Genomic DNA, 24,156 nt, shown 5'->3' with positions numbered 1-24,156 from the left:
TGGGCGGCCGGTCGTAGCGTCCCGGTCCATGACCAGCGTCGTCTACTCCACCGCCACCACCCTGACCGGCCAGCTCGCCGACGAGCGGCACTCGCTGTCCTGGCTGTTCGCGGTCGACTCCGAGGGGCCGGACCGCGCTGCCTTCCTGTCCGGGATCGGGGTGCTGGTCAGCGGGTCGAGCACCTACGAGTGGGTGCTGCGCGAGGAGGACCTGCTCGCCCATCCGGAGAAGTGGCCGGAGTACTACGGCGATCGCCCGATGGTGGTCTTCACCACGCGCGACCTGCCGGTGCCCGAGGGCGCGGACGTGCGGTTCGTGCGGGGTGCGGTGACGGACGCCCTGCCGGCGATCCGGGCCGCTGCCGGCGGGCGCGACGTGTGGGTGATCGGCGGGGGTGACCTGGCCGGGCAGTTCGACGACGTCGGGGAACTGGACCGGCTGGAGCTGACCTACGCTCCGGCGACCCTGGCCGGCGGGATGCCGCTGCTGCCGCGCCAGATCGGGCCGGATCGCCTGGTGCTGCGGGACGTGCGGCGTTACGGCCAGTTCGCGCACCTGAGCTACGACCTGAGACGGTGACGGGCCGCCGGTCGCGCGATGGCAGGATGGCGCGGTGACCGCTCCGCACCCGACCGGCCGTTGGCGCCGGACCTGGACCGCCGTCAAGAAGTGGGTCGACCCGCTGGTGATGATGATCATCGCGGTGTTCGTCCTCGGGCTGCTCGCCCCGGCGACCGGGGCGGTGGCGACCGGGGTGGACCGGGTCAGCACGGTCGCCGTGGTGCTGCTGTTCTTCCTCTACGGCGCGCGGATGTCGACCTCCGAGGTCTGGGCCGGACTGCGGAACTGGCGGTTGCAGGGCGGGATGTTCGCCGCCACCTACCTGCTGTTCCCGGTGCTGGGTCTCGCGGTGCAGCTGCTGCCGGAGTCGGTGCTGCCGGGCGACCTGCAGACCGGTCTGCTGTACCTGTCGTTGCTCCCGTCGACCATCCAGTCCTCGGTGGTCTTCACCTCGATCGCGCGCGGCAACATCGCGGGGGCGATCTGCGGGGCGACGGTGTCGAACGTGCTGGGCATCGTGCTGACGCCGCTGCTGGTCGGGCTGATCATGTCCCGGGCCGGAGGGCCGATGGGCGGATCGGCCGGGTCGACGCTCCTGCAACTGCTGCTGCCCTTCGTGATCGGACAGCTGGTGCAGCCGCTGATCGGGGACTGGGTGAGGTCGCACAAGATCGTGACGCTGCTGACCGACCGCGGCACCATCCTGTTGGTCGCCTACTCCTCGGTCTCGGAGGCGGAGCGCTCCGGGGTGTGGGACGGCCTGACGCTCGGCGTGCTGGTCGTGCTGGTGGCGGTGTGCGCGGTGCTGCTGGCCGTGATGCTGACCCTGACCTGGTCGGGCGGGCGCTGGCTCGGACTGGAACGCGCGGACCGGATCGCGTTGCTGATGTGCGGCTCCAAGAAGAGCCTGGCCACCGGGCTGCCGATGGCGAGCGTGCTGTTCGGCCCGGTCGCCGCCGCCGGGGTGGCGCTCCCGGTGATCGTCTTCCACCAGTTGCAGCTGGCGACCTGTGCCGTGATCGCGCGCCGGCTCGCCGCGAGCGCAGACCCCGACCCGGCAGTGCTCGCCCGCGCCTGACCGGCCGTACGGCCCGTGCTCGCACGGCCCGTGCCCGTGCGTCCCGGGCCTGCGCGGCCCGAACCCGTGCGGACCGAGCATGCGGCCCTTGCCCGTGCGTCCCGTGCTCGTGCGTCCCGGGCCTGCGCGGCCCGAACCCGTGCGTCCCGAGCCCGTGCCCGCGCGTCCGGTCGAGTGCGACGAAGTTGTCGCCCATAACGCCCGAAACGTCGACAAGTTCTCCGCACTCGGCGGCAGGGCGGGCGCGGGCTCGGGCTGGGCGGGCGCGGGCTCGGGCTGCGAACGCGGGCTAGGGGCTCAGGGCTAGGGGCTCGGCGAGCCTGCGGTGGTCGCGCGGTGCAGGACGTGTCGGGTCGCGGCGTCGTGGCGGCACGCCGGACCGGCAGACTGGGCCCGCAGGGTCCCGTCACGTCGCCGTGCCCAGGAGGTCCAGTCGTGCCCGCACCGATCGCACTCGTCCCGCTGCCCCGCTCCGCGGAGTGGACCGCCGCCGCCCCGTTCGTGGTCGGCGCGGACACCGTGGTGGTCGTGGGGCCGACCCCGGCCGAGACCGCCCTGGGCGAGCTCGCCACCGAGCTCCTGAGCCGGGTCACCGGGCACCGCCTGCGGGCCGTCCAGGATCCCGGGGCGGGCGCGGCGATCCGGTTCCGGCTGGTCCCCGGCGGCAGGTCCGAGGCGTACACCCTGACGGTGGGCGCCGACGGGGTGCTGGTCGAGGCCGGGGACCCCGACGGTCTTGCGCACGGGCTGAGCACGCTGCGGCAGGTGCTCGCGCAGACCGGCACGGAGCTGCCCGCCGGCCGGATCGAGGACGCACCGCGGTTCGCCTGGCGCGGGCTCAGCGTCGACATCGCCCGGCACTTCTTCGGCCCGGCCGAGCTGCGCCGGGTCGTCGAGCTGATGGCCGACCACAAGCTGAACGTGCTGCACCTGCACCTGTCCGACGACCAGGGGTGGCGGATCGACCTGCCCTCGCATCCCGAACTGGCCGAGCTGTCCGGCGCGAGCGCGGTGGACGGCGACCCGGGCGGTTTCCTCACCGGGGGCGACTACCGGGAGCTGGTCGCGTTCGCCGCGGTGCGCGGCATCCGGGTGGTGCCCGAGGTGGACGTGCCCGGGCACGTGAACGCGGCTCTGCACGCGGTCCCGGAGCTCACCCCGGACGGCACGGCCGCGGACGTCTACACCGGCATCGAGGTCGGTTTCAGCAAGCTGGCCGCGGACCTGCCCGCCACCGAGCCGTTCCTGCGCGACGTGTTCCGGGACCTGGCCGCGCTGACGCCGGGGGAGTACCTGCACATCGGCGGCGACGAGGTGCTGACCATGGAGCCCGCCGAGTACGCGCGGTTGATCGACATGGCCGCCCGGGCGGTGCGGGACACCGGCAAGAAGGTGGTCGGCTGGCAGGAGATCGCCACCACACCCCTGGAGCCGGGCACCGTGGTCCAGTTCTGGGACCCGCGCGAGGACGTCACGCCCTTCGTCGAGGCCGCCCGGGCCGGAGCGCAGCTGCTGATGTCGCCGGGGTCGAAGGCCTACCTGGACATGCAGTACCACGAGGGCTTCCCGCTCGGCCTGCACTGGGCGGGCTACGTCGCGCTGCGCGACTCCTACGACTGGGAGCCGACCACCCTGATCGAGGGGCTGCCGGCCGACGCGGTGATCGGCGTCGAGGCCGCGGTCTGGACCGAGACCCTGCGCACGATGGACGACCTGACCACGATGCTGCTGCCCCGGCTGGCCGCGGTCGCCGAGGTCGCGTGGACGGACGGCGACCGGCGCGACTGGGACGACTTCGCCGGGCGGGTGGCGGCGCAGGCCGGGGACTGGCGCGCCCGGGGGATCGTGTTCCACCCGGCGGAGCCGGTGGAGTGGCCCCGCTGAGTCAGATCCAGGACCGCAACCACATGTGCACGTGCCAGAAGTCGTACGGCACCACCCACGCGGTCCAGATCGGGTAGAAGAAGGCGCTGATCGCCACCACCACCGTCACCACGGCGGCCGTCACGATCAGTCCGCGCCGTCGCTGCTCCGGATGCGGCGACCGGATCAGCAGTCCGAGCACGAACGTCAGGGTCAGCACCACCCACGGGGTGAACGCGATCGAGTAGAACGTGAAGATCGTCCGGTGGGCGTAGGAGAACCAGGGCAGCCACCCGGCGACGATCCCGGACAGCACCGCGGCCGCTCGCCAGTCCCGGCGCCGGACCAGCCAGACCACCGCGACCACGATCGCCACCGCGCCGAGCCACCAGATGACCGGGTTGCCCAGTGAGGTGATCGCCTGTGAGCAGCGTTCCGCTCCGCAGGCGGCCTCGGCCTCCGCGCCGCTCAGGCCGGAGATCGCCTTCGGGTAGTAGAACGACGTCGGGCGCCACTGGACGATCCAGCCCAGCGGGTGGGCGGCGTAGGTGTGCTCGCTGGTCAGGGTGGTGTGGAAGTGCCACATGTCGGTGTGGTACTTCCACAGCGAGCGCAGCGGGTCCGGCAGCCAGGTCGCTCCCTCGCCGGGGTGCTCGGCGGCCCACTGCCGCAGATAGGCGTCGGGATGGGCGAACCAGGAGGCCCAGGTCCCCAGGTAGGTGCCCGCTGCGGTGAGCACCATGATGAAACCGGCCGGGACCGCGTCCTTGACCAGGGCGGCGAGCGCCCAGGACCGGACCCCGACCGTGCGTCGCGCGGAGGCGTCCCAGGCGACGGTGAGCAGCCCGAAGACGGCGAGGAAGTACAGGCCGGACCACTTGGTGCCGATGCACAGACCCAGCAGCACGGCGGCCGCGACCCGCCACCAGCGCGGGCCCAGGCCCGGACCCCACCCCAGGTCGCGGCCGGAGTCGATCAGCGTCGCGGTGCGGTCCGCCAGGCGTCGCCGGGCCTGGTCGCGGTCGAGGAGCAGGGCACCGAACGCGGCGAGCGCGAAGAACATCACCGTGTTGTCCAGCAGCCCGGTGCGCGCGTGCACGATCGCCTCGCCGTCGACCGCCATCAGCAGCCCGGCCAGGGTGCCGAGCAGGGTCGACCCGAACAGCCGTCGGCCGATCCGCGCCACCATCAGCACAGCCAGTGTGCCCAGCACCGCGGAGGACAGGCGCCAGGCGGCCGAGGAGTCGATGCCGCCTCCCAGCTGCAGGCCGAGCGCGATCACCCACTTGCCGACCGGCGGGTGCACCACGTACTCCGCCACAGTGCCCAGCGCGGACCCGTCTCCCGCGGCGAACAGCTCGTCGGCGCCGTCGGCCCACTTGCCCTCGTAGCCGAGCCGGAGCAGGGACCAGCCCTGCTTGACGTAGTAGGTCTCGTCGAAGACCAGCTCGTGCGGGGTGCCGAGCCGCCAGAACCGGAGCACCCCGGCGAGCAGGGTGACGGCGAGCGGCCAGAGCCACCCGGTGAGGCGGGCCCGTCGGGTGGCGTCCAGGGCCAGGGCACGGGCGCCCAGCAGATCGAGGCGCAGGCGGTCGACGGTGGGGAGGTCGTCCTCGGGGCGGGCCGGCGTCGTCAACGGGGTCCACGCCGGGGCGTCGGCCGACGCGGGATCGGCCGCCGGGTCCGCGGCGGACGGCGATGGGGCGGCACCCGGCTCGTCGGGGCGGTGCTGGTCCTCGGTCGGCGACACGCTGGTCATGCTAGGGCCAGTGTCTGGGCACCTCCTGCAGGCGTGGCAGGCTGAACCGGTGGACCCTCAGACGCCCGGCCGACTCATCCTCGCCGCGACCCCGATCGGCAATGCGGAGGACGCCTCGCCCCGGCTGCGACGGCTGCTGGCCGAGGCGGACGTGATCGCCGCGGAGGACACCCGTCGGCTGCGTGCCCTGGCCGGACGGTTGGGGGTCGAGGTCCGCGGCCGGGTGCTCAGCCACCACGAGCACAACGAGCAGGCCACCGTCGGTGAGCTGCTCGCGGCCGTCGCCGCCGGATCGACGGTCCTCGTGGTCAGCGACGCCGGGATGCCCGCCGTCTCCGACCCCGGCTTCCGTGCGGTAGCCGCCGCCGTGCAGGCCGGTCTCCCGGTCACCGCGGCACCCGGCCCCAGCGCGGTGCTGACCGCCCTGGCGCTGTCCGGGCTGCCCACCGACCGGTTCTGCTTCGATGGCTTCGCGCCCCGCAGGCCGGGCGAGCGGGCCCGGGCGTTCGGCCTGCTGGCCCGGGAGCCGCGGACCATGGTGTTCTTCGAGGCGCCGCACCGGCTGGCGGCGATGCTGGCCGACCTGAGCGCCGCGCTCGGTGCGGACCGGCCCGCGGCCGTGGCCCGTGAGCTGACCAAGACCTACGAGGAGGTCCGGCGCGGCACGCTCGGCGAGCTGGTCGCGTGGGCCGGTGACGGCGAGGTCCGTGGGGAGATCGCGGTGGTGGTCGGCGGGGCGTCGGACCCGGTCGAGGTGTCCGAGGCGGAGCTGGTCGCCGAGGTGCTGGCCCGGGTGGACGCCGGGGAGCGGCTCAAGGAGGCGGTGGCGGACGTGGCGCTGGCCGCGGGGGTGCCGAAGCGGGAGCTGTACGCGGCGGCGCTGGCAGCACGCGGGAGGTAGCCCCTCCAGGACGTCCCCGGCAGCACGCGGGAAGTGACCCCTACAGGACGTCCGACCCCGGCAGCACCCGGGCGCCGTGCACCGGCCCCGAGGCGGTCAGCACCGAGTCGACCACCCCGGCCGCGGTCATCGCCGCCGCCAGGGCGAGCGCATGCTGCCGGCTGCGGCCCAGCGCCGCGACCGTGGGGCCGGACCCGGAGACCACGACGCCCAGCGCCCCGGCGTCCTCGGCGACCGACAGGGTCTCCACCAGCTCCGGGCAGAGCTCGACGGCCGCGTCCTGCAGGTCGTTGTGCAGCAGGCCGCCGACCGCGACCGCGTCCCCGGCGCGCAGGGCCTGGAGCAGCGCGACCTCGGAGTCCAGGTCCGGCACCCGGGGGTCCGGGGTCAGGGCGTCGAACTCGTCGAAGACCGCGGGGGTGGACAGGCCCGCCTCGCGGATGCCGAAGGCCCAGTGGTACTCGCCGCGACTGAGCGCGGGCGTGAGCAGGTCGCCACGACCGGTGCCGACCGCGGTCTGGCCGCTCAGCAGGAAGGGCACGTCGGAACCGAGGGTCGCGGCGAGCTCGACCAGTTCCTCGCGGGGGAGCCCGGTGCCCCAGAACGCGTCGCAGGCGAGCAGCGCGGCGGCGGCGTCCGCGGAGCCGCCCGCCATCCCCCCGGCGACCGGGATCGCCTTGGACACCCGGAGGTGCACGCCGTCGCCGACGCCGGTGTGCTCGGCCAGCAGACGGGCGGCGCGCAGCGCCAGGTTGTCCTCGCCGGTGGGCACCCGCTCGGAGGAGGGGCCGACGACGGTGACCCGGATGCTGTCGGCGGCCCGGGCGGCGACGTCCTCGTAGACCGACACCGCCTGGAACACGGTGCCGAGCCGGTGGTAGCCGTCGGGGTCGCGGGGGCCGACCCGCAGCGAGAGGTTGACCTTCCCCGGGGCACGGACCCGCACCTCACGGCGGGCGAGTCGCAGGTCGGTCACGGCCCCCACTGTGCCAGCACTGCGCCGGGTCCGCCCAGGGCGGATCCGTCAGCGACGACGTCGGGCCGGAGCGGGGCCGCGGTGCACCAGGGCCTCCGCGGGGAGCCGCTCGGCGACCCGGGCGAAGGCGGCGATGTCCAGGGCCTCGCCGCGGGCCTGCGGGTCGACCCCGGCGGCCTCGATCGCGGCGGTGGCGCTCGCCGTGTCTCCGGCCAGGGGTGCGAGGGCGGCGCGGAGCATCTTGCGACGCTGGGCGAAGGCGGCGTCGACGACCGCGAACACCTGCTCGCGGGTGGCGGTGGTCGGCGGCGGGGTGCGGCGGTCCATCCGGACCAGGGCGGAGTCGACGTTCGGCACCGGCCAGAACACGCTGCGGCCGACCGTGACCGTGCGGCGGGCTTCGGCGTACCAGGCGGCCTTGGCGGACGGCACGCCGTAGGTGCGGCTGCCGGGCGGCGCGGCCAGCCGGTCGGCGACCTCGGCCTGGACCATCACCAGCACCCGCTCCAGGGTGGGGAAGTGCTCGAGGAAGCTCAGCAGCACCGGCACCGAGACGTTGTACGGCAGGTTGGCGACCAGGGCGGTCGGCGGGCGGCCGGGCAGGGCGCGCACGTCCAGGGCGTCGCCGCGGACCAGGGTGAGGGTGGCCGGTTCCGCGTCGACGTGCGGGAGGTCCACCGTGGAGACCGTGGCATCCGGCACGTGGCGCCGGACGGTCTCCGGCAGCAGACCGGCCAGCACCGGGTCGATCTCGACCGCGATCAGGTCGGCGCCGGCCTCCAGCAGGCCCAGGGTCAGCGAGCCGAGCCCCGGTCCGACCTCGACCACCCGCTCGCCGGGGACGATGTCGGCGCCGCGCACGATCTTGCGGACCGTGCCGCCGTCGAGCACGAAGTTCTGGCCCAGGGTCTTGGTGGGCCGCACCCCCGCACGCCCGGCCAGCTCGCGGATCTCCGCCGGACCGAGCAACGGCCCCGCCGCGGGTGCGACGGGGCCGTTGCTCTCAGTCATGGGGCCTGAGCCTACTGGCTGCTCAGCCGAACAGGCGCGAGCCGCAGACCGGCCACTGGCCGGCACCGGAGCGGTTGTACAGCGCCTGGGCGCGTGCGGTCTGCTCCTCGGCGGAGGCCTGGGACGGCAGGCCTGCGCCACCCACCGATTGCCAGGTGCTCACGGAGAACTGGTACAGGCCGTGGTACTTGCCGTTGGCCGACACGATGGAGGCGTTGCCGCCCGACTCGCAGGCGGCCAGCGCGGCCCAGTTCAGGCCGGCCGCGTCGCCGCCGCCGGCCGCCGGGGTGGCGGTCGCGGTGCTCGGCGTGGCGGTCACGACCGGGCGGGTCTTGGTGCCCACGTTGGTGACCTGGTCGACCGGGGCCTGGGTGACCTCGTCCGAGAGCGACTCCCGGGCGGTCTCCTGACCGTCGACCGTGGTCACGCGCTCGACCAGGGTGCGCACGCCGGGGACGCCGGCGGTGGTCACCTTGGTCGTGCCCGTGTACAGCGACGGGTCCTCCTGCTCGGTCGCGCCGAACGGGACCTCGCTGGTGGTGGTGATGTCCTGCACCACGACCCGGTTCACCACGACGGTGACGGTGCCGTCCGCCGCACGGGCCACGGAGACCGTGTCCAGCGGCTGCAGCTCGACGCCCAGGTGGTCCAGCGCCTCGGCCACGGTGGTGCTGCCGTCGTCGACGGTCTGGGTGCTGCCGTCGACCTGCACCTCGGCCGGACCGTCCAGGGTCAGGTCGAGCGACAGGTCGGGGCGGCCGGAGTTCGACCGGTTCGCGACCAGGCGGACGTCGCCGCCACGGCTGGCCAGCATGGTGAGCGCCTCGTCGGCGGTGAGCGCGGTGGTCCACACCTGCTGCTCGGCGCCGTCGGCGTTGATCACGATCTGGTGCGCGTGCCGGACCTCGACGGCGACCCCGTCCTGCAGGGCGCCGTCCGGGCTCACGGTGTCGCGGGCCCCCAGGTCGAGACCCTGCTCGGCGAGCAGGCCGTCGACGCTGCCGGAGAAGGTCGACACGGTGGTGAGGACCCCGTCGACGTCCAGGGTGACGGTCTTGTGCGCGTCGGCGACGGCGACTCCGCCGGAGGCCAGGACGACCACGGCGGTGGCGGCGGCGATCACCCGGCCACGGTGCCGGCGCGGGCGGATCTGCTCGGGATTCTCGGGATCGGCCTCGGAGGTGTTCTGGACGATCTTGTCGCGGAGGGAGGTGGTGGCGGCGCTCAGGCGCGCACCCATGCTGGGGGCAGAGGTCACGGGGGTCCAGACGACGACGGTCCCGGGCACGGGGTTCGAGTGCGACGGGATGCCCGCCGCCCCACGGCGTCGGGACCGGATCGGTCCTGACGGCGCCGGCAGCCGGAGGGTGCTGCCGATCCCATGGGTCCCGGATCCCCGATCCGGCTGTCCGGCTCCCGGTTCTGGAAGCCGATGTTCGCGGCGCAGCCACGAACGACGTGAAAACGTAACCTATTCGTGATGTGTTGCCAAGCCCGGATCTCAGCTCTGTGAGCTAGGGAACCTCAGTACCAGCCCTTGGACTGGAAGGACGACCAGGCGCCGCAGGGGGTCGAGTACCGCCCGGCGATGTAGTTCAGGCCCCAGGTGATCTGGGTCGCCGGGTTGGTCCGCCAGTCGGCGGCGATGCTGGCCATCTTCGAGCCGGGCAGGGCCTGCGGGATGCCGTAGGCGCCGGAGGAGGTGTTCTCCGCGTCGATCCGCCAGCCGCTCTCCTTGTTCCAGAGCTGGAGCAGGCAGGCGAACTGGTCGTCGCCCCAGCCACGCTCGGCGGCCATCGTCTTGCCGAGCTCCTGGGCGCTGCCCGGGGTGACGGTGACGTCCGCCGAGACCTCCATGGTCCCGACCTTGACGATCTGGGTCACCGGCTCGGTGGTCACCGCGGAGGCGACGACCTGACGCTCCACCACCGCGCCGCCGATCACGGCGGTGCTGTACGTGGTGGTGCGCACGCCGGCCTTGCCCGCGGTGTCGACCTTGCGGGTGCCGTTCGCGAGCGTGGGGTCCTCGACCTCCTGCTCCTCGAACGGGATCGCCTCGGTGACCGTCTCCCCGGAGGTGGCGGCGCGGGTGACCATGACGACCAGGCCGTCGGTGGCGGTCGCGTCCAGCGGCACCGAGACCCGGTCGTCCTCGTTCAGCACCAGGCCGATGTCGCGCAGGGCGTCCCGGACGGTCCCGGCACTGGTCACGCCGTCGATCACCTGACCGTCGACGGCCAGGTGGATGGTCTTCTGGGTGGACACCCGCAGCACCGCGTCCCGCTCCACTGCGGAGGACCGCGAGGCCGAGGTCAGGGTGTCGGAGTCGCGCAGCCCGAGCTCGTCGACCGCCTCGCCGACGGTCAGGGCGGTGGTCCACACGGTCTGCTGCTCGCCGTCCACCTCGACGTCGATCTGCCGCCCGTGCCGGACCACGATCTCCGCACCGTCCCGGACCTGCTCGCCGAGGGCCGGGGCGACGAGGTCGTGCTCGCCGACCGTGATGTCCCCGCTCGCGAGCACCTGGCCCACGGTGCGGCCGAAGGCGTTCACCTCGACCGGCTGTCCGTCGACCTCGACCGTGACCGTCTTGTGCAGGCCGACGAACGCGGTGGTCGTGCCCGCCGCCAGCAGGAGCACCGCCGCCTGCGCGCCCAGCCGCACCAGGCGGGAGGGGCGTTCGGTCCGGTGCGACGTCGCGGGACGGAGCCGGGCGTGTTCGGCGGACTCGGCGGGGGTGGCCACGCGCAGGGCTCCAAGGGGGTCGGGAAGGGTCGACTAGTCGACGACCGTAACCGATTCGTGACCGACGGGGAAGCCCGGTGGGCGCGGCGGGGTGACCCCGCTCGGGTGGAGGGTGCCGGTCACCTGGTCACCAGGTGCCGTAGACCCGCTCGGTGGTGCGGGCGAGGGTGCGGCACAGGGTGTCCAGATCCTGACCCAGCTCGTCCGCGATGCGGCGGACGGTCAACGGGACCAGGTACGGGGAGTTCGGTCGGCCGCGCAGCGGGTGCGGGGTCAGGTACGGCGCGTCGGTCTCCACCAGGACCCGGTCGAGGGGCAGCACCCGCAGGGCGGCCCGCAGGTCGTCGTTCGCGCCGAAGGTCACCGGCCCGGCGAAGGACGCGAACCAGCCCTCCGCGGCGCAGACCTCGGCCAGTGCCGGACCGCCGGAGAAGCAGTGGAAGACGGTGCGCTCCGGGGCGCCGTCCCGGCGCAGCAGGTCCACCACGTCGTCGTGCGCGTCCCGGTCGTGGATCTGCATCGCGAGTCCCAGCTCCTTGGCGAGCGCGATGTGGGCCCGGAACGCCTCCCGCTGCACCGCTCGGCCCCGGGGGCCGGCCCGGAAGTAGTCCAGACCGGTCTCCCCGATCGCCCGGACCCGGTCGTTGTCCCGAGCGGTGCGCTCGACCGTCGCGAGCGCGTCGTCCAGGGAGAGCTCGTGCGCCGGACCGGGGTCGGGGTCGAGCCCGTCCGGGGCGACCTCGTGCACACCGGCGTGCAGCACGGCCTCGTTCGGATGGATCGCGACGGCGCCGAGCAGCGCGCGACGCCCCGCGCGCATCGGCACCGGGGGCACGACGTCCGCACCGGCGTCGGCCCGCAGCACGGCGTCGGTCCAGGCGATCGCGTCCAGGTCGCAGCCGACCTGCACCATCCGGGCGACACCGACCGACGCGGCCAGGTCCAGGTGCTCGTCCAGGGACGCCGGACCGGGCTCCTCCCGGACCCCCAGCACCGACTCCAGGTGGGTGTGGTTGTCCGGGACGGGGCTCGGCAGCGGCTCCGGGGACGCGGGCCAGCCAGGTTCCCGGCGCTTGCGGGCCATCAGCCCTGGCGCAGGCGGTCGAGCTCGGCCTCGACCATGTCGTCGTCCAGCTTGGTGAACACCGGGCTCGGCTTCGCGACCGGGGTGCCGGGGACGACCGCGCGCGGCTCCCAGGCGGGGACCTCGCGGTAGTCGCCGGTGATCACCGGGTACCGGCGGCTCGGGTCGTCCAGGTCGGTGACCTCGTCGATCCGGGGCAGCGGGGAGATCGTGCCGGTGCCGCCCAGCGCCTCGTGCACCTGCTGGGCCGAGTGCGGGAGGAACGGCGACAGCAGGGTGTTCAGGTCGCTGACCGCCTGGGTGGTGGTGTGCAGCACCGTAGCCAGCCGGTCCGGGTCGGTCTTCAGCTTCCACGGCTCAGTCTCGGAGACGTACCGGTTGGCCTCCTGGACCATCCGCATCGCCTCGCCGATCGCGGCCTTGTGCCGGTGGCTGCCGATCAGCTCCCCGACCCGGCCGAACGCGGTGGTGGTCTGGGCCAGCAGCGCCTCGTCGACCGGCTCCCGGCGGCCGGGCTCGGGCACGGCGCCGAAGTTCTTGTGCACCATGCTCGCGGTCCGGTTCACCAGGTTGCCCCAGCCCGCGACCAGCTCGTCGTTGGTGCGGCGCTTGAAGTCCGCCCAGGTGAAGTCGGCGTCCTGGTTCTCCGGCCCGGCGCTGGAGATGTAGTAGCGCAGCGCGTCCGGCTGGTAGCGGGACAGCATGTCGCGGACGTAGATCACCACGCCGCGGCTGGAGCTGAACTGCTTGCCCTCCATGGTGAGGAACTCGCTGGAGACCACCTCGGTGGGCAGGTTCAGCTGTCCGTACGGACCCGGGGCACCGCCCTTCGCCCCGCCCCCGGTGTAGCCGAGCAGCTCGGCCGGCCAGATCTGGGAGTGGAAGGTGATGTTGTCCTTGCCCATGAAGTAGTACGACAGCGCCGCTTCGCCGTCACCGTCTGTCCAGAACTGGCGCCACGCGTCCGGGTCGCCGCTGCGCCGGGCCCACTCGATCGAGGCGGAGAGGTAGCCGATCACCGCGTCGAACCAGACGTACAGCCGCTTGGAGGGGTTCGACTCCCAGCCCTCCAGCGGCACCGGGATGCCCCAGTCGATGTCCCGGGTCATCGCGCGCGGCCGGACGTCGTCCAGCAGGTTCAGCGAGAACTTGAGGACGTTCGGTCGCCAGTTGGTCCGGCTGCGCAGCCAGTCGCCGAGCGCGTCGACGAACGCCGGCAGGTCCAGGAAGAAGTGGTTCGACTCGATGAACTTCGGCGTCTCGCCGTTGATCCGGCTCTTCGGGTTGATCAGGTCGATGGCGTCCAGCTGGTTGCCGCAGTTGTCGCACTGGTCGCCGCGCGCCCCGTCGTAGCCGCAGATCGGGCAGGTGCCCTCGATGTAGCGGTCCGGCAGGGTGCGGCCGGTCGACGGGCTGATCGCGCCCATCGTGGTCTGCTCGACCATGTATCCGTTCTTGTGCACGGTCCGGAACATCTCCTGCACCACGGCGTAGTGGTTGCGGGTGGTGGTCCGGGTGAACAGGTCGTAGGACAGGCCGAGCTGGGTGAGGTCCTCGACGATCACCCGGTTGTACCGGTCGGCGAGCTCCTGCGGGGTGACCCCCTCCTGCTCCGCCTGCACCAGGATCGGCGTCCCGTGCTCGTCGGTGCCGGACACCATCAGCACGTCGTGGCCCGACATCCGCATGTACCGGCTGAACACGTCGGAGGGAACGCCGAATCCGGCGACATGACCGATGTGACGCGGGCCGTTGGCGTAGGGCCAGGCGACAGCGCTGAGGATGTGGGACATGGGGCGATCCTAGTGACGTGCGCGACCGCGTTCGCCCGCCGCTCCACGGACGGACCGTCGCGGCCCGCCCGTGGAGGTGCCGGTCAGCGGTCGTAGTGCCCCGCGGCGATGTCGGCGAGCAGCCCCGGACCGGTCGGATGCCAGTCCAGCAGGGCCTCGGTGCCGGCCCCCGACGCGGGCTGGTCGACCGCCATCATCCCGCCGAGGAAGCCGATCTCCTCCGCGGAGCGAGTGCCGGACGGCAGGCCCAGTCGCTCGCCGAGCGCCGACGCGATCTCCCGGACCTCGATGCCCTGGTCGCCCACCGCGTGCAGCACCGTGCCGGGTGCGGCGACGTCGACGGCCAGCCGGAACAGGCGCGCCGCGTCGGTGACGTGCACCGCCGGCCAGCGTGCGCTGCCGTCGCCCGGGTAGCCGGAGAGTCCGGCCTGTTCGGCGATCTGGGCCAGCCAGGCGATGAACCCGTAGTCGCCCGCGCCGTGCACCGAGCGCGGCAACCGGACGACCACGCCGCGCACGTCCTGCTCGGCCAGGTCGACCACCGCGCGGGCGACCCGGCCGCGAGCGCCGGTGATGCCCTCGGTGACCCAGTCGGACTCGGTCGCCAGGGCACCCGGGACGGCCGGGGTGCCGGAGGCGATCACCAGCGGCTTGCCGGAGCCGGCCAGTGCCTCGCCGAAGGCGGTGACGGCGGCGGCGTCCTGGGCCATCGCCTCGGCGAACCGGCTGAAGTCGTGCCCGTAGGCCAGGTGGAGGACGCCGTCGGAGTCCGTCGCGGCGGTGCGGAGCAGATCGGTGTTGGACAGGTCGCCGGTGAGGGGCTCGACGCCCGCCGCGGTCAGGGCCTGCGCGGAGGCGGTGGAGCGGGCCAGGCCGACGACCTGGTGTCCGGCGGCGTGGAGCTCGGGGACGACGTGCCGGCCGATCCAGCCGGAGGCACCGGTGACGAGGAGACGCATGAGGGGCTTCTTCCACTGTGATGAGACTTGGTCCCATCACTGTAGACCCTGACGGGACCGAGTCGCATCACTAGGATGGCGGGATGGCCAGATGGGAACCCGGCGCGCGCGACCGGCTGCAACGAGCGGCGCTCGAGCTGTTCACCGAGCACGGGTACCCGGAGACCACCGCCGCGGAGATCGCCGAACGGGCCGGGCTGGCCAAGAGCACGTTCTTCCGGCACTTCGCCGACAAGCGCGAGGTGCTGTTCGACCCCCAGCAGACCCTGATCACGGTGGTCACCGCGGCGGTCGAGGCGGCGGAGCCTGCCGCGGCACCGCTGGACGCGGTCGAAGCCGGACTGCGAGCCGCGACCGAGCTGTTCAACCCCGAGCGGCACGGCTGGGCGGCGGCCCGGCAGCTCGTGATCGACGCCCATCCCGAACTCCGGGAGCGTGAGCTGCTCAAGCTGACCCATCTGGCCGAGGCGATCCAGACCGTGCTGCGCGGGCGGGGGGTGCCGGACCGGGCGGCGGCGCTGGCGGCGATGCTCGGCCACCTCGCGGTGCAGCGGGCGTTCCCGCGCTGGACGTCCACCGGTGGTGACTGGGGCGACACGGTCGCGGCCGAGCTGACCGCGCTGCGGGCCGGGATGTCAGGCCTGTGAGGGACTGATCGTGCCCCTCGGGTGACCGAGCACACCCGGGCCGACCCCGACCGCCGGACGCTCCGGTTGTCGGTGGTCCCACCCCGGCCCATGATGTCCAGGGGCTGCCGACGCACCTTCTCCATCGAAGAAGAGGGAGACGACATGTCCCGGGTGACCCTGTACTACGTCGCGGCCGTTGCTTTCGTCATCGCCGCGATCGCGTCCGCGATCGGCTCGCAATGGGTTCTGTGCGCTGCCTTCGCGGCGGTCGGGGCGGCCTTCGTGCCCATCGCGGTGCGCGAGCAGCGGAAGGCGGCTCCGCGCCGACCGTGACGCACCCGGCCCCGTGGCCGCGCCGAGGGCCACCACCGTCGCGGTCAGGGGGGCCGAGCGAGACGACGTCGGCCGGCGGGGACCGCTCTGCTCTGAGCAGAAGACGGCCTACCGCCGGTCGCCCCGGCCTACCGTGAGGCATGACCGTCGCCACCCCGCGTCCCGTGTCCCCGATCCGTCGCGGGCGCGAGCCCCTGTGGCGCGAGCTGCTCGGCCTGCGGCTGCGCCGGCTGCGGCACGAGCGGGGTGAGACGCTGGGCGAGACCGCCGAGCGGGCGGGTGTCTCGCCGCAGTACCTGTCCGAGATGGAGCGCGGGGTCAAGGACCCGTCCAGCGAGATGATCGCGGCGGTGGCCGGGGCGCTGGGCGTGACGCTGCTCGACCTCACGGTCGGGGTGTCCCAGGAGCTGACCGGGGGCGGCCGGCCCTCGGGCGCAGTGCTGTTCGCGCCGTTCGGGCTGGCCGCCTGACCGGTCACCGCCGGTCGATCACCTGGTCGATCAGCCCGTATTCCCGCGCGCCGGTGGCGGTGAACACCCGGTCGTGGTCGGTGTCGGCCCGCAGCCGCTCCACGCTCTGACCGGAGTGCTCGGCCAGGATGCCCTCCATCTCCGACCGGATCCGGACCACCTCGTCGGCGGCCAGGATCAGGTCCGGGATCGCACCTCGGCCCTGCGCGACAGGTTGGTGCAGCACCACCCGGGCGTGGGGGAGGGCGGCGCGCTTGCCCGGGGCGCCCGCGGCCAGCAGCACGGCGCCGACCGCCACCGCCTGGCCGACGCAGCTGGTCGCCACCTGCGGCCTGATGTACCGCATCGTGTCGTAGACCGCGAGCATCGCCGACGGGTCGCCGCCCTCGCAGTTGATGTAGAGCTGGATGTCCCGGTCCGGCGCGTCCGCCTCCAGGTGCAGCAGCTGCGCGATCAGCGCGTTCGCGACCCCGGCGTCCAGGGCGGTGCCCAGGTAGACGATCCGCTCGGTCAGCAGGTGGGAGTAGACGTCCATGATCCGGTCGCCGCGCGGGTGCTGGGCGACCACGCTCGGGATGGTGTAGGTGCTCATGCCACACCCCCGAACCCGGCCAGACCGCGCGGGCGCTGCGGGCGGATCGCCGCGAAGTCGTCCACGATCGTGTCGATGAAGCCGTAGTCGCGTGCCTCGGCGGCGGTGTACCAGCGGTCGTGCAGGCTGTCCTCGAACACCCGGTCACGTGGCTGCCCGGTGTCCTGGGCGATCAGGCCGAGCACGGTGTCCCGGGTGTGGCGCAGGTCGTCCGCCTGGAGCTCGACGTCGACCGCGGTGCCCCCGATCCCGGCGGATCCCTGGTGCATCAGGACCCGGGCGTGCGGCAGGGCGCGCCGCTTGCCGGGTGTGCCGGAGGACAGCAGGAACTGTCCGGCGCTGTACGCGATCCCGAGTGCCAGGGTGGAGACGTCGCAGGGCACCAGGTGCATCAGGTCCCGGATCGCGAGCATGGCCGGGACCGAGCCGCCGGGGGAGTGGATCCACAGGGCGATGTCGGCGGCCGGGTCGATCGCGGCCAGGGCCACCAGCTGACTGGCGAGCAGGGTGCCGTTGTCGTCGTCGAGCGGTCCGTCCAGGACCAGGACGCGCTGGTCGTAGAGGGAGCGGCGGGCGTCCGCGGTGAACCGCGGCGGGGCGGGGGTGTCGGTCATGGGTCCACCGTCGCCCGGGGTGGAGGCGGCGAGAAGGGGCTGCTGCCGGGGGCGGATCCGCTCTCGGCAGCAGCCCGGAGCTCACTGCAGGAGCCGGAACTCGTGCAGCAGCTCGCCGATCTGGTTGTCGTCGATCCGGTGGTCGACCAGGCGCCGGCCGAGACGTCCGCCGGGGACCGCGACCTCCGCGCCGTCCCGCAGGCGGCTGGTCGCCGCGAGCAGGGCACGGACGTCGTAGGTGGAGGCGAAGACCTCCGGGACGCCGCGCTCGATGTCGAGCAGGGTGTAGACCGCCTCCATCGGGGTGCGCACGGAGTACTCGGTGGTGAAGATGCAGTCCCGGCCGGTCTCGGCGAACTGGCCGATGAAGGCGAAGTTGACCGCGCCCTCGGGGACCACGTCCGGTCGGTCGCCGGCGTGACGGGGCATGAAGAACGAGGTGACGTAGGGCATCATCACCGGAACGGTCTTGGCCCCGGTCGCGGCCAGCTCGTCGATCTGGTCGATCGGGACACCGAGGTGGTAGAGCCACTCCCGGGTGATCTCCTCGCCGGTGCAGTCCCGCATCGGCTTGCGCACGTAGTCGCCGGGACGGTCGATGAACAGGCTGTAGACCCACACCACGCACTCGCCGGGCTTCTGCTGCTTGAAGTGCGGCTGGCGGTTGACCGTCCAGGACAGCAGCCAGGCCGAGTCCTTCGCGGTCACGATGCCGCCGGTGACGACCGTCCCGCTGAACGGGTCCCGCCGGGCGATCCTCTGGATATGGGCCGGGATGCGCGGGTCCACGGTGGTGACCGTCGCGGACTCCCAGGCGGTCTCCGGGATGTGCGAGCCGAAGACGTCCGGGCGGCCGAAGGACGGGTCCTTGGCGGCGATCCGGCGCCAGAGGTCCCAGGCGGGTGCGGGGCCGTCATCCAGTCGGGCCGGGGTGTGGTGGTCGCCGTTGTCCGAGTTCTCGGTCAACGAGCCGATGGTCAGGAACAGCAGGTTGTCCGGGCCGAGATCGGTCACGCCGTCCTGTCCGTCCCGGATCCAGTGCACCGCGGTCGCCTGCTTGCGGTCGGCGCTCAGGTCGAAGTCCACGTCGGTGACCTCGGTGCTGAACTCGAAGCGCACGCCCTGGTCGAGCAGCCAGGTGTACAGCGGCAGGACCAGGGACTCGTACTGGTTGTACCGGGTGAACTTCAGCGCGGAGAAGTCCGGGAGCCCGCCGATGTGGTGGATGAACCGGTGCAGGTAGAGCTTCATCTCCAGCGCGGAGTGCCACTCCTCGAACGCGAACATCGTGCGCCAGTACAGCCAGAAGTTGCTGTCCAGGAACTCGCGGCCGAACACCTCGTCGATGCGCTTGCCCTCCATCTCCTCCCGGGTGGCGAGGAAGACCCGGACGACGTCCTTCTGCGCCTTCTCGCTCAGGGTGAAGAGGCCGTCGGTGTGGGCGTCCCGACCGCGGTCCACCGTGGCGCGTTGCAGGGAGAAGTTCGGGTCGTCGCGGTTCAGCCAGTAGAACTCGTCCAGCACGCTGGCGTTCTCGACCTCCAGGGAGGGGATCGAGCGGAACAGGTCCCACAGGCACTCGAAGTGGTCCTCCATCTCCCGCCCGCCACGGATGACGAAGCCCTTCTTCGGCTCCTTGATCCCGTCGAGCGCGCCGCCGGGCAGGTCCAGTCGTTCCAGCACGGTGATCCGGTCGCCGGGCATCTGGCCGTCACGGATCAGGAACGCCGCGCCGGACAGGGACGCGAGTCCGGCTCCGACGAACAGTGCGGTCTTGTGCTCGACGCCGTCCGGCTTGCGTGGCCGGGCGAACGCCTCGTAGTTGCCGTTGGTGTGACGCATGACGTTCCTTCCCTGGTGATGATGGGGGTCCGTCCTCGTCGGTGGGTCAACCGGCGGGGTGTTCCGGGGTGGTGTGGCGATATCCGGCGACGACCTGGGCGACCTGGGCCCGGAGCTCACCGGCCGCGTCGTCGTCGGGGTGCAGGGAGTTGAACGGCTGGACCAGCAGCAGGTTGAGGACGGCGAACACCGTTCGCGCCGCCCGCCGGGCCGCTCGGGTGTCACCGGGGTGCCGGGCCAGCAGCAGCCGGGCGATCCGGTCCTCCAGATCGGCGACGATCGCCAGGCCCTCGGTCCGGTAGCGCTCGGTGGCGTCGCCGAACAACAGCTCGCGCTGGTAGTCGGCGGCGTCGTCCGTGCCGTGCGCCCAGACCAGGACCGGTTCCACCTGGGCGCACACCGCGGCGGTGAGGTCGGTCTCCTGGTCCGCGGCCTGCGATCCGGCCCGGACGGCAGCGGCGAGGCGCTGGTTGAACACCATGAGGAACAGCTCGCCCTTGCTGGCGGCGTAGCGGAACAGAGTGCCCGCGCCGATGTCCGCCTGTTCGGCGATCTGCTGGGTGGTGACCCGGTCGAAGCCGTGCGCGTCGAAGAGCTCGCTGGCGGCGGCGAAGATCCGGCTCTCCTTGTCGAGCCGTGCGCGTTCGCGTCGTCCCACCGTCATGCCCATCGCCTCCGACCGTTGCGGATCGTGCTCAAAAATGAGCGTACTCCGCTTTGCGTCGGACGCAAGGGGGCTCGGTCAGCCCTCGGCCGCCTCCGCCAGCTCAAGCCAGCGCAGCTCCTGCTCGGCCAGCTCGTCCTGCCGGGCCGCGCGGTCCCGGGTGAGCCGGGCCAGCCCCTCGTAGTCCGCGGGATCGTGGGCGTGCATCCGGGTGTCGAGATCCGCGATCTGGTCGTTCAGCTTGGACATCCGGCGCTCGACGGCGGACAGCTCCTTCTTCGCGGCCCGGGTGGCGGCGGCGTCGGAGGGCGCCTTGGCGGTCCGGTCCTGCGCGGCCGGGGCGGGGGCCGCCGACAGCAGGCGCAGGTACTCGTCCACCCCGCCCGGCACGTGCCGGAACCGGCCGTCCAGCACCGCGTACTGCTGGTCGGTGACCCGCTCCAGCAGGTACCGGTCGTGCGAGACGACCAGCAGGGTGCCGGGCCAGGTGTCCAGCAGATCCTCCATCGCGGCCAGCATGTCGGTGTCCAGGTCGTTGGAGGGCTCGTCCAGCACCAGCACGTTCGGCTCGTCCAGCAGGATGAGCAGCAGCTGGAGCCGACGGCGCTGACCACCGGAGAGGTCCTTGACCGGGGTCTGCAACTGGGTGGTGGTGAAGCCGAGCCGCTCCAGCAGCTGGCCGGGGGACATCTCCTTGCCGCCCGCGACGTAGGTGGTGCGGTAGCGGGCGATGACGTCGTTGACCCGCTGATCGGCGACGTCGGCCAGTTCGGCCAGCTCCTGGGTCAGGGTGGCGACCTTGACCGTCTTGCCGCGCTTGACCCGGCCCGTCGTGGGCCGCACCGCGCCGGTGACCAGCCCGAGCAGGGTGGACTTGCCCGCGCCGTTCACCCCCAGGACGCCGGTGCGCTCGCCGGGGGCGATCAGCCAGGTGACGTCGTCCAGCACCCGGTGGTCGCCGTAGCTGACGCTGACGCCCTCGATGTCGACCACGTCCTTGCCCAGGCGCGAGGTGGCCATCCGGGACAGCTCGACGGTGTTGCGGGGCGGGGGCTCGTTGGCGATCAGGGCGTTCGCGGCGTCGATCCGGAACTTCGGCTTGGCGGTCCGGGCCGGGGCGCCGCGCCGCAGCCAGGCCAGCTCCTTGCGCATCAGGTTCTGTCGCTTGGCCTCGGAGGCGGCCGCCATCCGGTCCCGTTCCACCCGCTGCAGGACGTAGGCGGCGTACCCGCCCTCGAACGGCTCGACGATGCCGTCGTGCACCTCCCAGGTGGCGGTGCAGACCTCGTCCAGGAACCAGCGGTCGTGGGTGACGACCAGCAGGCCGCCCGCGTTCGACGACCAGCGGCGGTTCAGGTGCCCGGCCAGCCAGGTCACCGCCTGCACGTCCAGGTGGTTGGTGGGCTCGTCCAGGAACAGCACGTCGTCGTCCCCGGCGAGCAGCGCGGCCAGGGCGGTCCGGCGGCGTTGACCACCGGAGAGCTCACCGATCTTCTTGTCCCAGGGCAGGTCGCCCGCCATGCCGGCGACCACGTCCCGGATCCGGGCGTCCCCGGCCCACTCGTGCTCGGCCCGGTCGCCGACGATCGCCTGGCCGACGGTCAGGGCCGGGTCCAGCGTGTCCTGCTGGTCGAGCACGCCGATCCGGGTGCCGCCGCGCACCGTGACCCGGCCGCCGTGCGGTTCCAGCCGGCCGGAGAGCAGGGCCAGCAGGGAGGACTTGCCGTCGCCGTTGCGGCCGACGATGCCGACCCGGTCGCCCTCGTTCAGGCCGACGGTGATCCCGTCGAAGACGGTCTTGGTCGGGAAGGACAGACGGAGGTTCTCGCCGCCGAGCAGGTGGGCCATTCGGACAAGGGTACGGGCCGGTCCCCGTGGCCCGGGATCGAGATCGTCAAACCGGTTGACCGGTTCGTCAAACCGGTTTTACGTTCGCGTCTCGTCCATCACGAGGGAGTGGTGATGACCCGTCCGACCATCTCCGACGTGGCCCGCGCGGCCGGCGTCACCAAGGCCACGGTCTCGCACGCCTACAGCGGGAACCGGCCGATCAGCGCCGCCACCCGGACCCGGGTGTTCGCGGCGGCGAAGGAGCTGCACTGGGTGCCGAGCTCCAGCGCCCGGGCGCTGGCGATCCGCCGGGCCAACGCGATCGGCATCGTGCTGCGCCGCGATCCGGCGATCCTGGCGTCCGACACGTTCTTCCCCGCGTTCATCGCCGGGGTCGAGCAGACGCTCGCCGAACGCGAGGTCGCGCTGGTGCTCCAGGTGGTCGGCAGCAGGGCCGCGGAGGAGCGGGCCTACCGGGCGATGGTCGCCGGCCGCGCGGACGGCGTGATCGTGCTCGACCTGCACCGTGAGGACTGGCGGGTGCCGTTCCTGAGCCAGCTCCGGCTGCCCGCGGTGCTGCTCGGCGCCTACGACGGGCCGTCCACGCTGTCCTGCGTCCGCACCGACGACGCCGAGCCGGTGCGCGACCTGGTCGAGTACCTGCGCGGCCGGGGGCACCGCCGGATCGCGCACATCGCCGGTCCGCTGGACTACGTGCACTCCTACGCCCGGGCGCGGGCGTACGTCCAGGCCGTCGGGTCCCGGGAGCTGCTGCGGGAGGGCGACTTCACCGCGGGCAGCGGACGCGCGGTGACCGCGGAGCTGCTGAGCCTGCCGGAGCCGCCGACCGCGATCCTGTACGCGAACGACACGATGGCGATCGCGGGATCGTCCTACGCGCAGAGCCGCGGGGTGCGCATCCCCGGCGAGCTCGCGGTGGCCGGCTTCGACGACGACCACCTGTCGGCCCACCTCAGCCCGCCGCTCACCACCGTCTCCACCGATCCGGCCCGTCGTGGCCGGGTCGCCACCTCACGGCTGCTCGCGGACATCGCGGGCGAGCCACCCACCTCCGTGACCGTCGACTGCACGGTCCTGCGACTGCGCGGGAGCACCGACGCCCCCGCGTCCGACCATCCCCGTTCTGAGCTCGAGGAGGAGTTCCGATGAGGTTCATCCGCAGTGCCGCCCTGGTCGCGGCCGTCGCCCTGGGAACCGTGGCCTGTTCCGGCGGCTCCGACGGCGCTGGTGGCGGCGATGCCGCTGCACACGACGCCACCGGCCCGATCACGGTCTGGCTGTCCAACAACGAGCAGGAGGTCGGCTGGGGTCAGGACGTGGTCGACGCCTGGAACGCCGACCACCCGGACGAGCAGGTCACCGCGCAGGAGATCCCGGCCGGTGCTTCCTCCGAGGAGGCGATCACCGCGGCGATCACCGCCGGGACCGCGCCCTGCCTGGTCTACAACATCTCCAGCGCGGCGGTGCCGGGCTGGGTGCGCCAGGGCGGCCTGGTCGACCTCGCCTCGTTCCCGGACGGCGCGGACTACCTGGCCGACCGTGGCGGGGACGGCGTCGACGTCTACCAGACGGACGGCGGCTCCTACCAGCTGCCGTGGAAGTCCAATCCGGTGATGGTGATGTACAACAAGGCGCTGTTCGCCCAGGCCGGACTGGACCCGGACGACCCGGGGATGGAGACCTACGACGCGTTCCTGGACGGCGCCCGGGCGATCGTCGACTCCGGCGCCGCCCCCAGCGCGATCTGGCCGTCGCCGACCAACGACTTCTACCAGCCCTGGTTCGACTTCTACCCGCTCTACCTGGCCGAGACCGACGGCACCCTGCTGGTCGAGGACGGGAAGGCCACCTTCGACGACGAGGCGGGTCACGCGGTGGCGGACTTCTGGGCGACCGTCTACTCCGAGGGGCTGGCACCGAAGGAGGAGTCGACGGACGACGCGATGGCCACCGGTCAGACCGCGATGCAGCTGGCCGGTCCGTGGGCGATCGCCTCCTACGGCGACACCATCGACGTCGGCTTCATGCCGGTCCCGACCTCCGACGGGCGGGCGGACGTGACCACCTTCGCGGACTCGAAGAACGTGTCGATGTTCACCGCCTGCGAGAACCAGGGCACGGCCTGGGAGTTCCTGAAGTTCTCCACCAATGAGGAGAACGACGGTGGTCTGCTGGAGGCCACCGGTCAGATGCCGCTGCGCCAGGACCTGGCCGGGACCTACCCGGACTACTTCGCCGCGAACCCGGCCTACGAGGTCTTCGCGGACCAGGCCGGCCGGACCGGGGACGTGCCGAGCATCCCGAACTCGATCGAGGCCTGGCAGGCGTTCCGGGAGGCGTACTCCTCCGCGGTGATCTTCGGCGGCACCTCGGTCGACGACTTCCTCTCGACTGCGGCCGACAAGGTCGACGCGCTGGTCGGTGGCTGAG

22 protein-coding genes are annotated in these 24,156 nt (G+C 72.8%); 9 read left to right on the top strand and 13 right to left on the bottom strand.

Going from position 1 to position 24,156, the window contains the following annotated elements:
• The first annotated feature begins 28 nt into the window (after positions 1 to 28).
• The 3 genes from OGL89_RS00305 to OGL89_RS00295 all read left to right on the top strand — a co-directional run bounded on the left by OGL89_RS00305 (position 29) and on the right by OGL89_RS00295 (position 3,524).
• Positions 29 to 580 carry a dihydrofolate reductase family protein gene (locus OGL89_RS00305; protein WP_263117792.1) on the top strand — a complete coding sequence of 184 codons (552 nt, stop codon included), beginning with the start codon at positions 29 to 31 and terminating at the stop codon, positions 578 to 580.
• A 34-nt stretch (positions 581 to 614) separates the two neighbouring features.
• Positions 615 to 1,640, top strand: a complete 1,026-nt coding sequence (locus OGL89_RS00300; protein WP_346770645.1) for a bile acid:sodium symporter family protein — start codon at positions 615 to 617, stop codon at positions 1,638 to 1,640.
• 435 nt (positions 1,641 to 2,075) lie between these two features.
• A complete protein-coding gene (locus tag OGL89_RS00295) occupies positions 2,076 to 3,524 on the top strand; it encodes a beta-N-acetylhexosaminidase (RefSeq protein WP_263117791.1) in 1,449 nt (482 codons plus the stop codon).
• Position 3,525: 1 nt separating this feature from the next.
• Here OGL89_RS00295 and OGL89_RS00290 read toward each other — a convergent pair whose 3' ends face one another.
• A complete protein-coding gene (locus OGL89_RS00290) occupies positions 3,526 to 5,253 on the bottom strand; it encodes a phospholipid carrier-dependent glycosyltransferase (protein ID WP_263117790.1) in 1,728 nt (575 codons plus the stop codon).
• A gap of 58 nt (positions 5,254 to 5,311) precedes the next feature.
• Between OGL89_RS00290 and rsmI the strand changes: the two genes are divergently transcribed.
• Complete coding sequence (rsmI, locus tag OGL89_RS00285) at positions 5,312 to 6,163, top strand: 16S rRNA (cytidine(1402)-2'-O)-methyltransferase (protein WP_263117789.1); 852 nt, start codon at positions 5,312 to 5,314, stop codon at positions 6,161 to 6,163.
• 40 nt (positions 6,164 to 6,203) lie between these two features.
• On the opposite strand, the gene OGL89_RS00280 is transcribed toward rsmI, so the two are convergent.
• The 7 genes from OGL89_RS00280 to OGL89_RS00250 all read right to left on the bottom strand — a co-directional run bounded on the left by OGL89_RS00280 (position 6,204) and on the right by OGL89_RS00250 (position 14,731).
• On the bottom strand, positions 6,204 to 7,139 hold the full coding sequence (locus OGL89_RS00280) for a 4-(cytidine 5'-diphospho)-2-C-methyl-D-erythritol kinase (RefSeq protein WP_263117788.1): 936 nt from the start codon (positions 7,137 to 7,139) through the stop codon (positions 6,204 to 6,206).
• A gap of 48 nt (positions 7,140 to 7,187) precedes the next feature.
• Positions 7,188 to 8,150: a 16S rRNA (adenine(1518)-N(6)/adenine(1519)-N(6))-dimethyltransferase RsmA gene (gene rsmA / locus OGL89_RS00275; protein WP_263117787.1), complete on the bottom strand. Its 963-nt coding sequence runs from the start codon at positions 8,148 to 8,150 to the stop codon at positions 7,188 to 7,190.
• A 22-nt stretch (positions 8,151 to 8,172) separates the two neighbouring features.
• Positions 8,173 to 9,408: a resuscitation-promoting factor gene (locus OGL89_RS00270; protein ID WP_263117786.1), complete on the bottom strand. Its 1,236-nt coding sequence runs from the start codon at positions 9,406 to 9,408 to the stop codon at positions 8,173 to 8,175.
• Between the two features lie 266 nt (positions 9,409 to 9,674).
• Entirely contained in the window at positions 9,675 to 10,895 is a 1,221-nt protein-coding gene (locus tag OGL89_RS00265; protein WP_263117785.1) for a ubiquitin-like domain-containing protein, read from the bottom strand.
• A 127-nt stretch (positions 10,896 to 11,022) separates the two neighbouring features.
• Complete coding sequence (locus tag OGL89_RS00260) at positions 11,023 to 11,979, bottom strand: TatD family hydrolase (RefSeq protein ID WP_263117784.1); 957 nt, start codon at positions 11,977 to 11,979, stop codon at positions 11,023 to 11,025.
• Entirely contained in the window at positions 11,979 to 13,772 is a 1,794-nt protein-coding gene (metG, locus tag OGL89_RS00255; protein ID WP_263117783.1) for a methionine--tRNA ligase, read from the bottom strand. Before metG ends, OGL89_RS00260 begins: the two co-directional genes overlap by 1 nt.
• 83 nt (positions 13,773 to 13,855) lie before the next feature.
• Positions 13,856 to 14,731 carry an SDR family oxidoreductase gene (locus tag OGL89_RS00250; RefSeq protein ID WP_263117782.1) on the bottom strand — a complete coding sequence of 292 codons (876 nt, stop codon included), beginning with the start codon at positions 14,729 to 14,731 and terminating at the stop codon, positions 13,856 to 13,858.
• An 83-nt stretch (positions 14,732 to 14,814) separates the two neighbouring features.
• Here OGL89_RS00250 and OGL89_RS00245 point away from each other — a divergent pair, with 83 nt between their 5' ends.
• From OGL89_RS00245 to OGL89_RS00235, 3 genes are all read left to right on the top strand, one after another.
• Positions 14,815 to 15,378: a TetR/AcrR family transcriptional regulator gene (locus OGL89_RS00245; RefSeq protein ID WP_263117780.1), complete on the top strand. Its 564-nt coding sequence runs from the start codon at positions 14,815 to 14,817 to the stop codon at positions 15,376 to 15,378.
• Positions 15,379 to 15,522: 144 nt separating this feature from the next.
• On the top strand, positions 15,523 to 15,693 hold the full coding sequence (locus OGL89_RS00240) for a hypothetical protein (protein ID WP_263117779.1): 171 nt from the start codon (positions 15,523 to 15,525) through the stop codon (positions 15,691 to 15,693).
• Between the two features lie 140 nt (positions 15,694 to 15,833).
• Positions 15,834 to 16,163: a helix-turn-helix transcriptional regulator gene (locus OGL89_RS00235; protein WP_263117778.1), complete on the top strand. Its 330-nt coding sequence runs from the start codon at positions 15,834 to 15,836 to the stop codon at positions 16,161 to 16,163.
• 4 nt (positions 16,164 to 16,167) lie between these two features.
• On the opposite strand, the gene OGL89_RS00230 is transcribed toward OGL89_RS00235, so the two are convergent.
• From OGL89_RS00230 to OGL89_RS00210, 5 genes are all read right to left on the bottom strand, one after another.
• On the bottom strand, positions 16,168 to 16,755 hold the full coding sequence (locus OGL89_RS00230) for an ATP-dependent Clp protease proteolytic subunit (protein ID WP_263117777.1): 588 nt from the start codon (positions 16,753 to 16,755) through the stop codon (positions 16,168 to 16,170).
• A complete protein-coding gene (locus OGL89_RS00225) occupies positions 16,752 to 17,369 on the bottom strand; it encodes an ATP-dependent Clp protease proteolytic subunit (RefSeq protein WP_263117776.1) in 618 nt (205 codons plus the stop codon). The genes OGL89_RS00230 and OGL89_RS00225 overlap by 4 nt, the downstream gene beginning before the upstream one ends.
• 81 nt (positions 17,370 to 17,450) lie before the next feature.
• Positions 17,451 to 19,211 carry an oleate hydratase gene (locus OGL89_RS00220; RefSeq protein WP_263117775.1) on the bottom strand — a complete coding sequence of 587 codons (1,761 nt, stop codon included), beginning with the start codon at positions 19,209 to 19,211 and terminating at the stop codon, positions 17,451 to 17,453.
• A gap of 46 nt (positions 19,212 to 19,257) precedes the next feature.
• On the bottom strand, positions 19,258 to 19,875 hold the full coding sequence (locus tag OGL89_RS00215; protein ID WP_263117774.1) for a TetR/AcrR family transcriptional regulator: 618 nt from the start codon (positions 19,873 to 19,875) through the stop codon (positions 19,258 to 19,260).
• Between the two features lie 78 nt (positions 19,876 to 19,953).
• Complete coding sequence (locus OGL89_RS00210; protein WP_263117773.1) at positions 19,954 to 21,723, bottom strand: ABC-F family ATP-binding cassette domain-containing protein; 1,770 nt, start codon at positions 21,721 to 21,723, stop codon at positions 19,954 to 19,956.
• A gap of 114 nt (positions 21,724 to 21,837) precedes the next feature.
• Here OGL89_RS00210 and OGL89_RS00205 point away from each other — a divergent pair, with 114 nt between their 5' ends.
• Both OGL89_RS00205 and OGL89_RS00200 read left to right on the top strand, forming a co-directional pair.
• A complete protein-coding gene (locus OGL89_RS00205; RefSeq protein WP_263117772.1) occupies positions 21,838 to 22,875 on the top strand; it encodes a LacI family DNA-binding transcriptional regulator in 1,038 nt (345 codons plus the stop codon).
• The gene (locus OGL89_RS00200; protein ID WP_263117771.1) at positions 22,872 to 24,155 is read left to right on the top strand and encodes an extracellular solute-binding protein; all 1,284 of its coding nucleotides are present in this window, start codon (positions 22,872 to 22,874) and stop codon (positions 24,153 to 24,155) included. Before OGL89_RS00205 ends, OGL89_RS00200 begins: the two co-directional genes overlap by 4 nt.
• The last annotated feature ends 1 nt before the right edge of the window (position 24,156 follow it).

This window comes from Cellulomonas sp. RIT-PI-Y, from assembly GCF_025642745.1.
GTDB lineage: Bacteria > Actinomycetota > Actinomycetes > Actinomycetales > Cellulomonadaceae > Cellulomonas.
This window is presented reverse-complemented; position numbering and strand designations above follow the sequence as displayed.

Bases quoted from the DNA above. Each gene is read 5' to 3' on its own strand.
- OGL89_RS00305 (WP_263117792.1), top strand. From the start codon at position 29: ATGACCAGCGTCGTCTACTCCACCGCCACCACCCTGACCGGCCAGCTC.
- rsmA (WP_263117787.1), bottom strand. From the start codon at position 8,150: ATGACTGAGAGCAACGGCCCCGTCGCACCCGCGGCGGGGCCGTTGCTC.
- OGL89_RS00260 (WP_263117784.1), bottom strand. From the start codon at position 11,979: ATGGCCCGCAAGCGCCGGGAACCTGGCTGGCCCGCGTCCCCGGAGCCG.
- metG (WP_263117783.1), bottom strand. From the start codon at position 13,772: ATGTCCCACATCCTCAGCGCTGTCGCCTGGCCCTACGCCAACGGCCCG.
- OGL89_RS00250 (WP_263117782.1), bottom strand. From the start codon at position 14,731: ATGCGTCTCCTCGTCACCGGTGCCTCCGGCTGGATCGGCCGGCACGTC.
- OGL89_RS00245 (WP_263117780.1), top strand. From the start codon at position 14,815: ATGGCCAGATGGGAACCCGGCGCGCGCGACCGGCTGCAACGAGCGGCG.
- OGL89_RS00240 (WP_263117779.1), top strand. From the start codon at position 15,523: ATGTCCCGGGTGACCCTGTACTACGTCGCGGCCGTTGCTTTCGTCATC.
- OGL89_RS00235 (WP_263117778.1), top strand. From the start codon at position 15,834: ATGACCGTCGCCACCCCGCGTCCCGTGTCCCCGATCCGTCGCGGGCGC.
- OGL89_RS00230 (WP_263117777.1), bottom strand. From the start codon at position 16,755: ATGAGCACCTACACCATCCCGAGCGTGGTCGCCCAGCACCCGCGCGGC.
- OGL89_RS00225 (WP_263117776.1), bottom strand. From the start codon at position 17,369: ATGACCGACACCCCCGCCCCGCCGCGGTTCACCGCGGACGCCCGCCGC.
- OGL89_RS00220 (WP_263117775.1), bottom strand. From the start codon at position 19,211: ATGCGTCACACCAACGGCAACTACGAGGCGTTCGCCCGGCCACGCAAG.
- OGL89_RS00215 (WP_263117774.1), bottom strand. From the start codon at position 19,875: ATGACGGTGGGACGACGCGAACGCGCACGGCTCGACAAGGAGAGCCGG.
- OGL89_RS00210 (WP_263117773.1), bottom strand. From the start codon at position 21,723: ATGGCCCACCTGCTCGGCGGCGAGAACCTCCGTCTGTCCTTCCCGACC.
- OGL89_RS00205 (WP_263117772.1), top strand. From the start codon at position 21,838: ATGACCCGTCCGACCATCTCCGACGTGGCCCGCGCGGCCGGCGTCACC.
- OGL89_RS00200 (WP_263117771.1), top strand. From the start codon at position 22,872: ATGAGGTTCATCCGCAGTGCCGCCCTGGTCGCGGCCGTCGCCCTGGGA.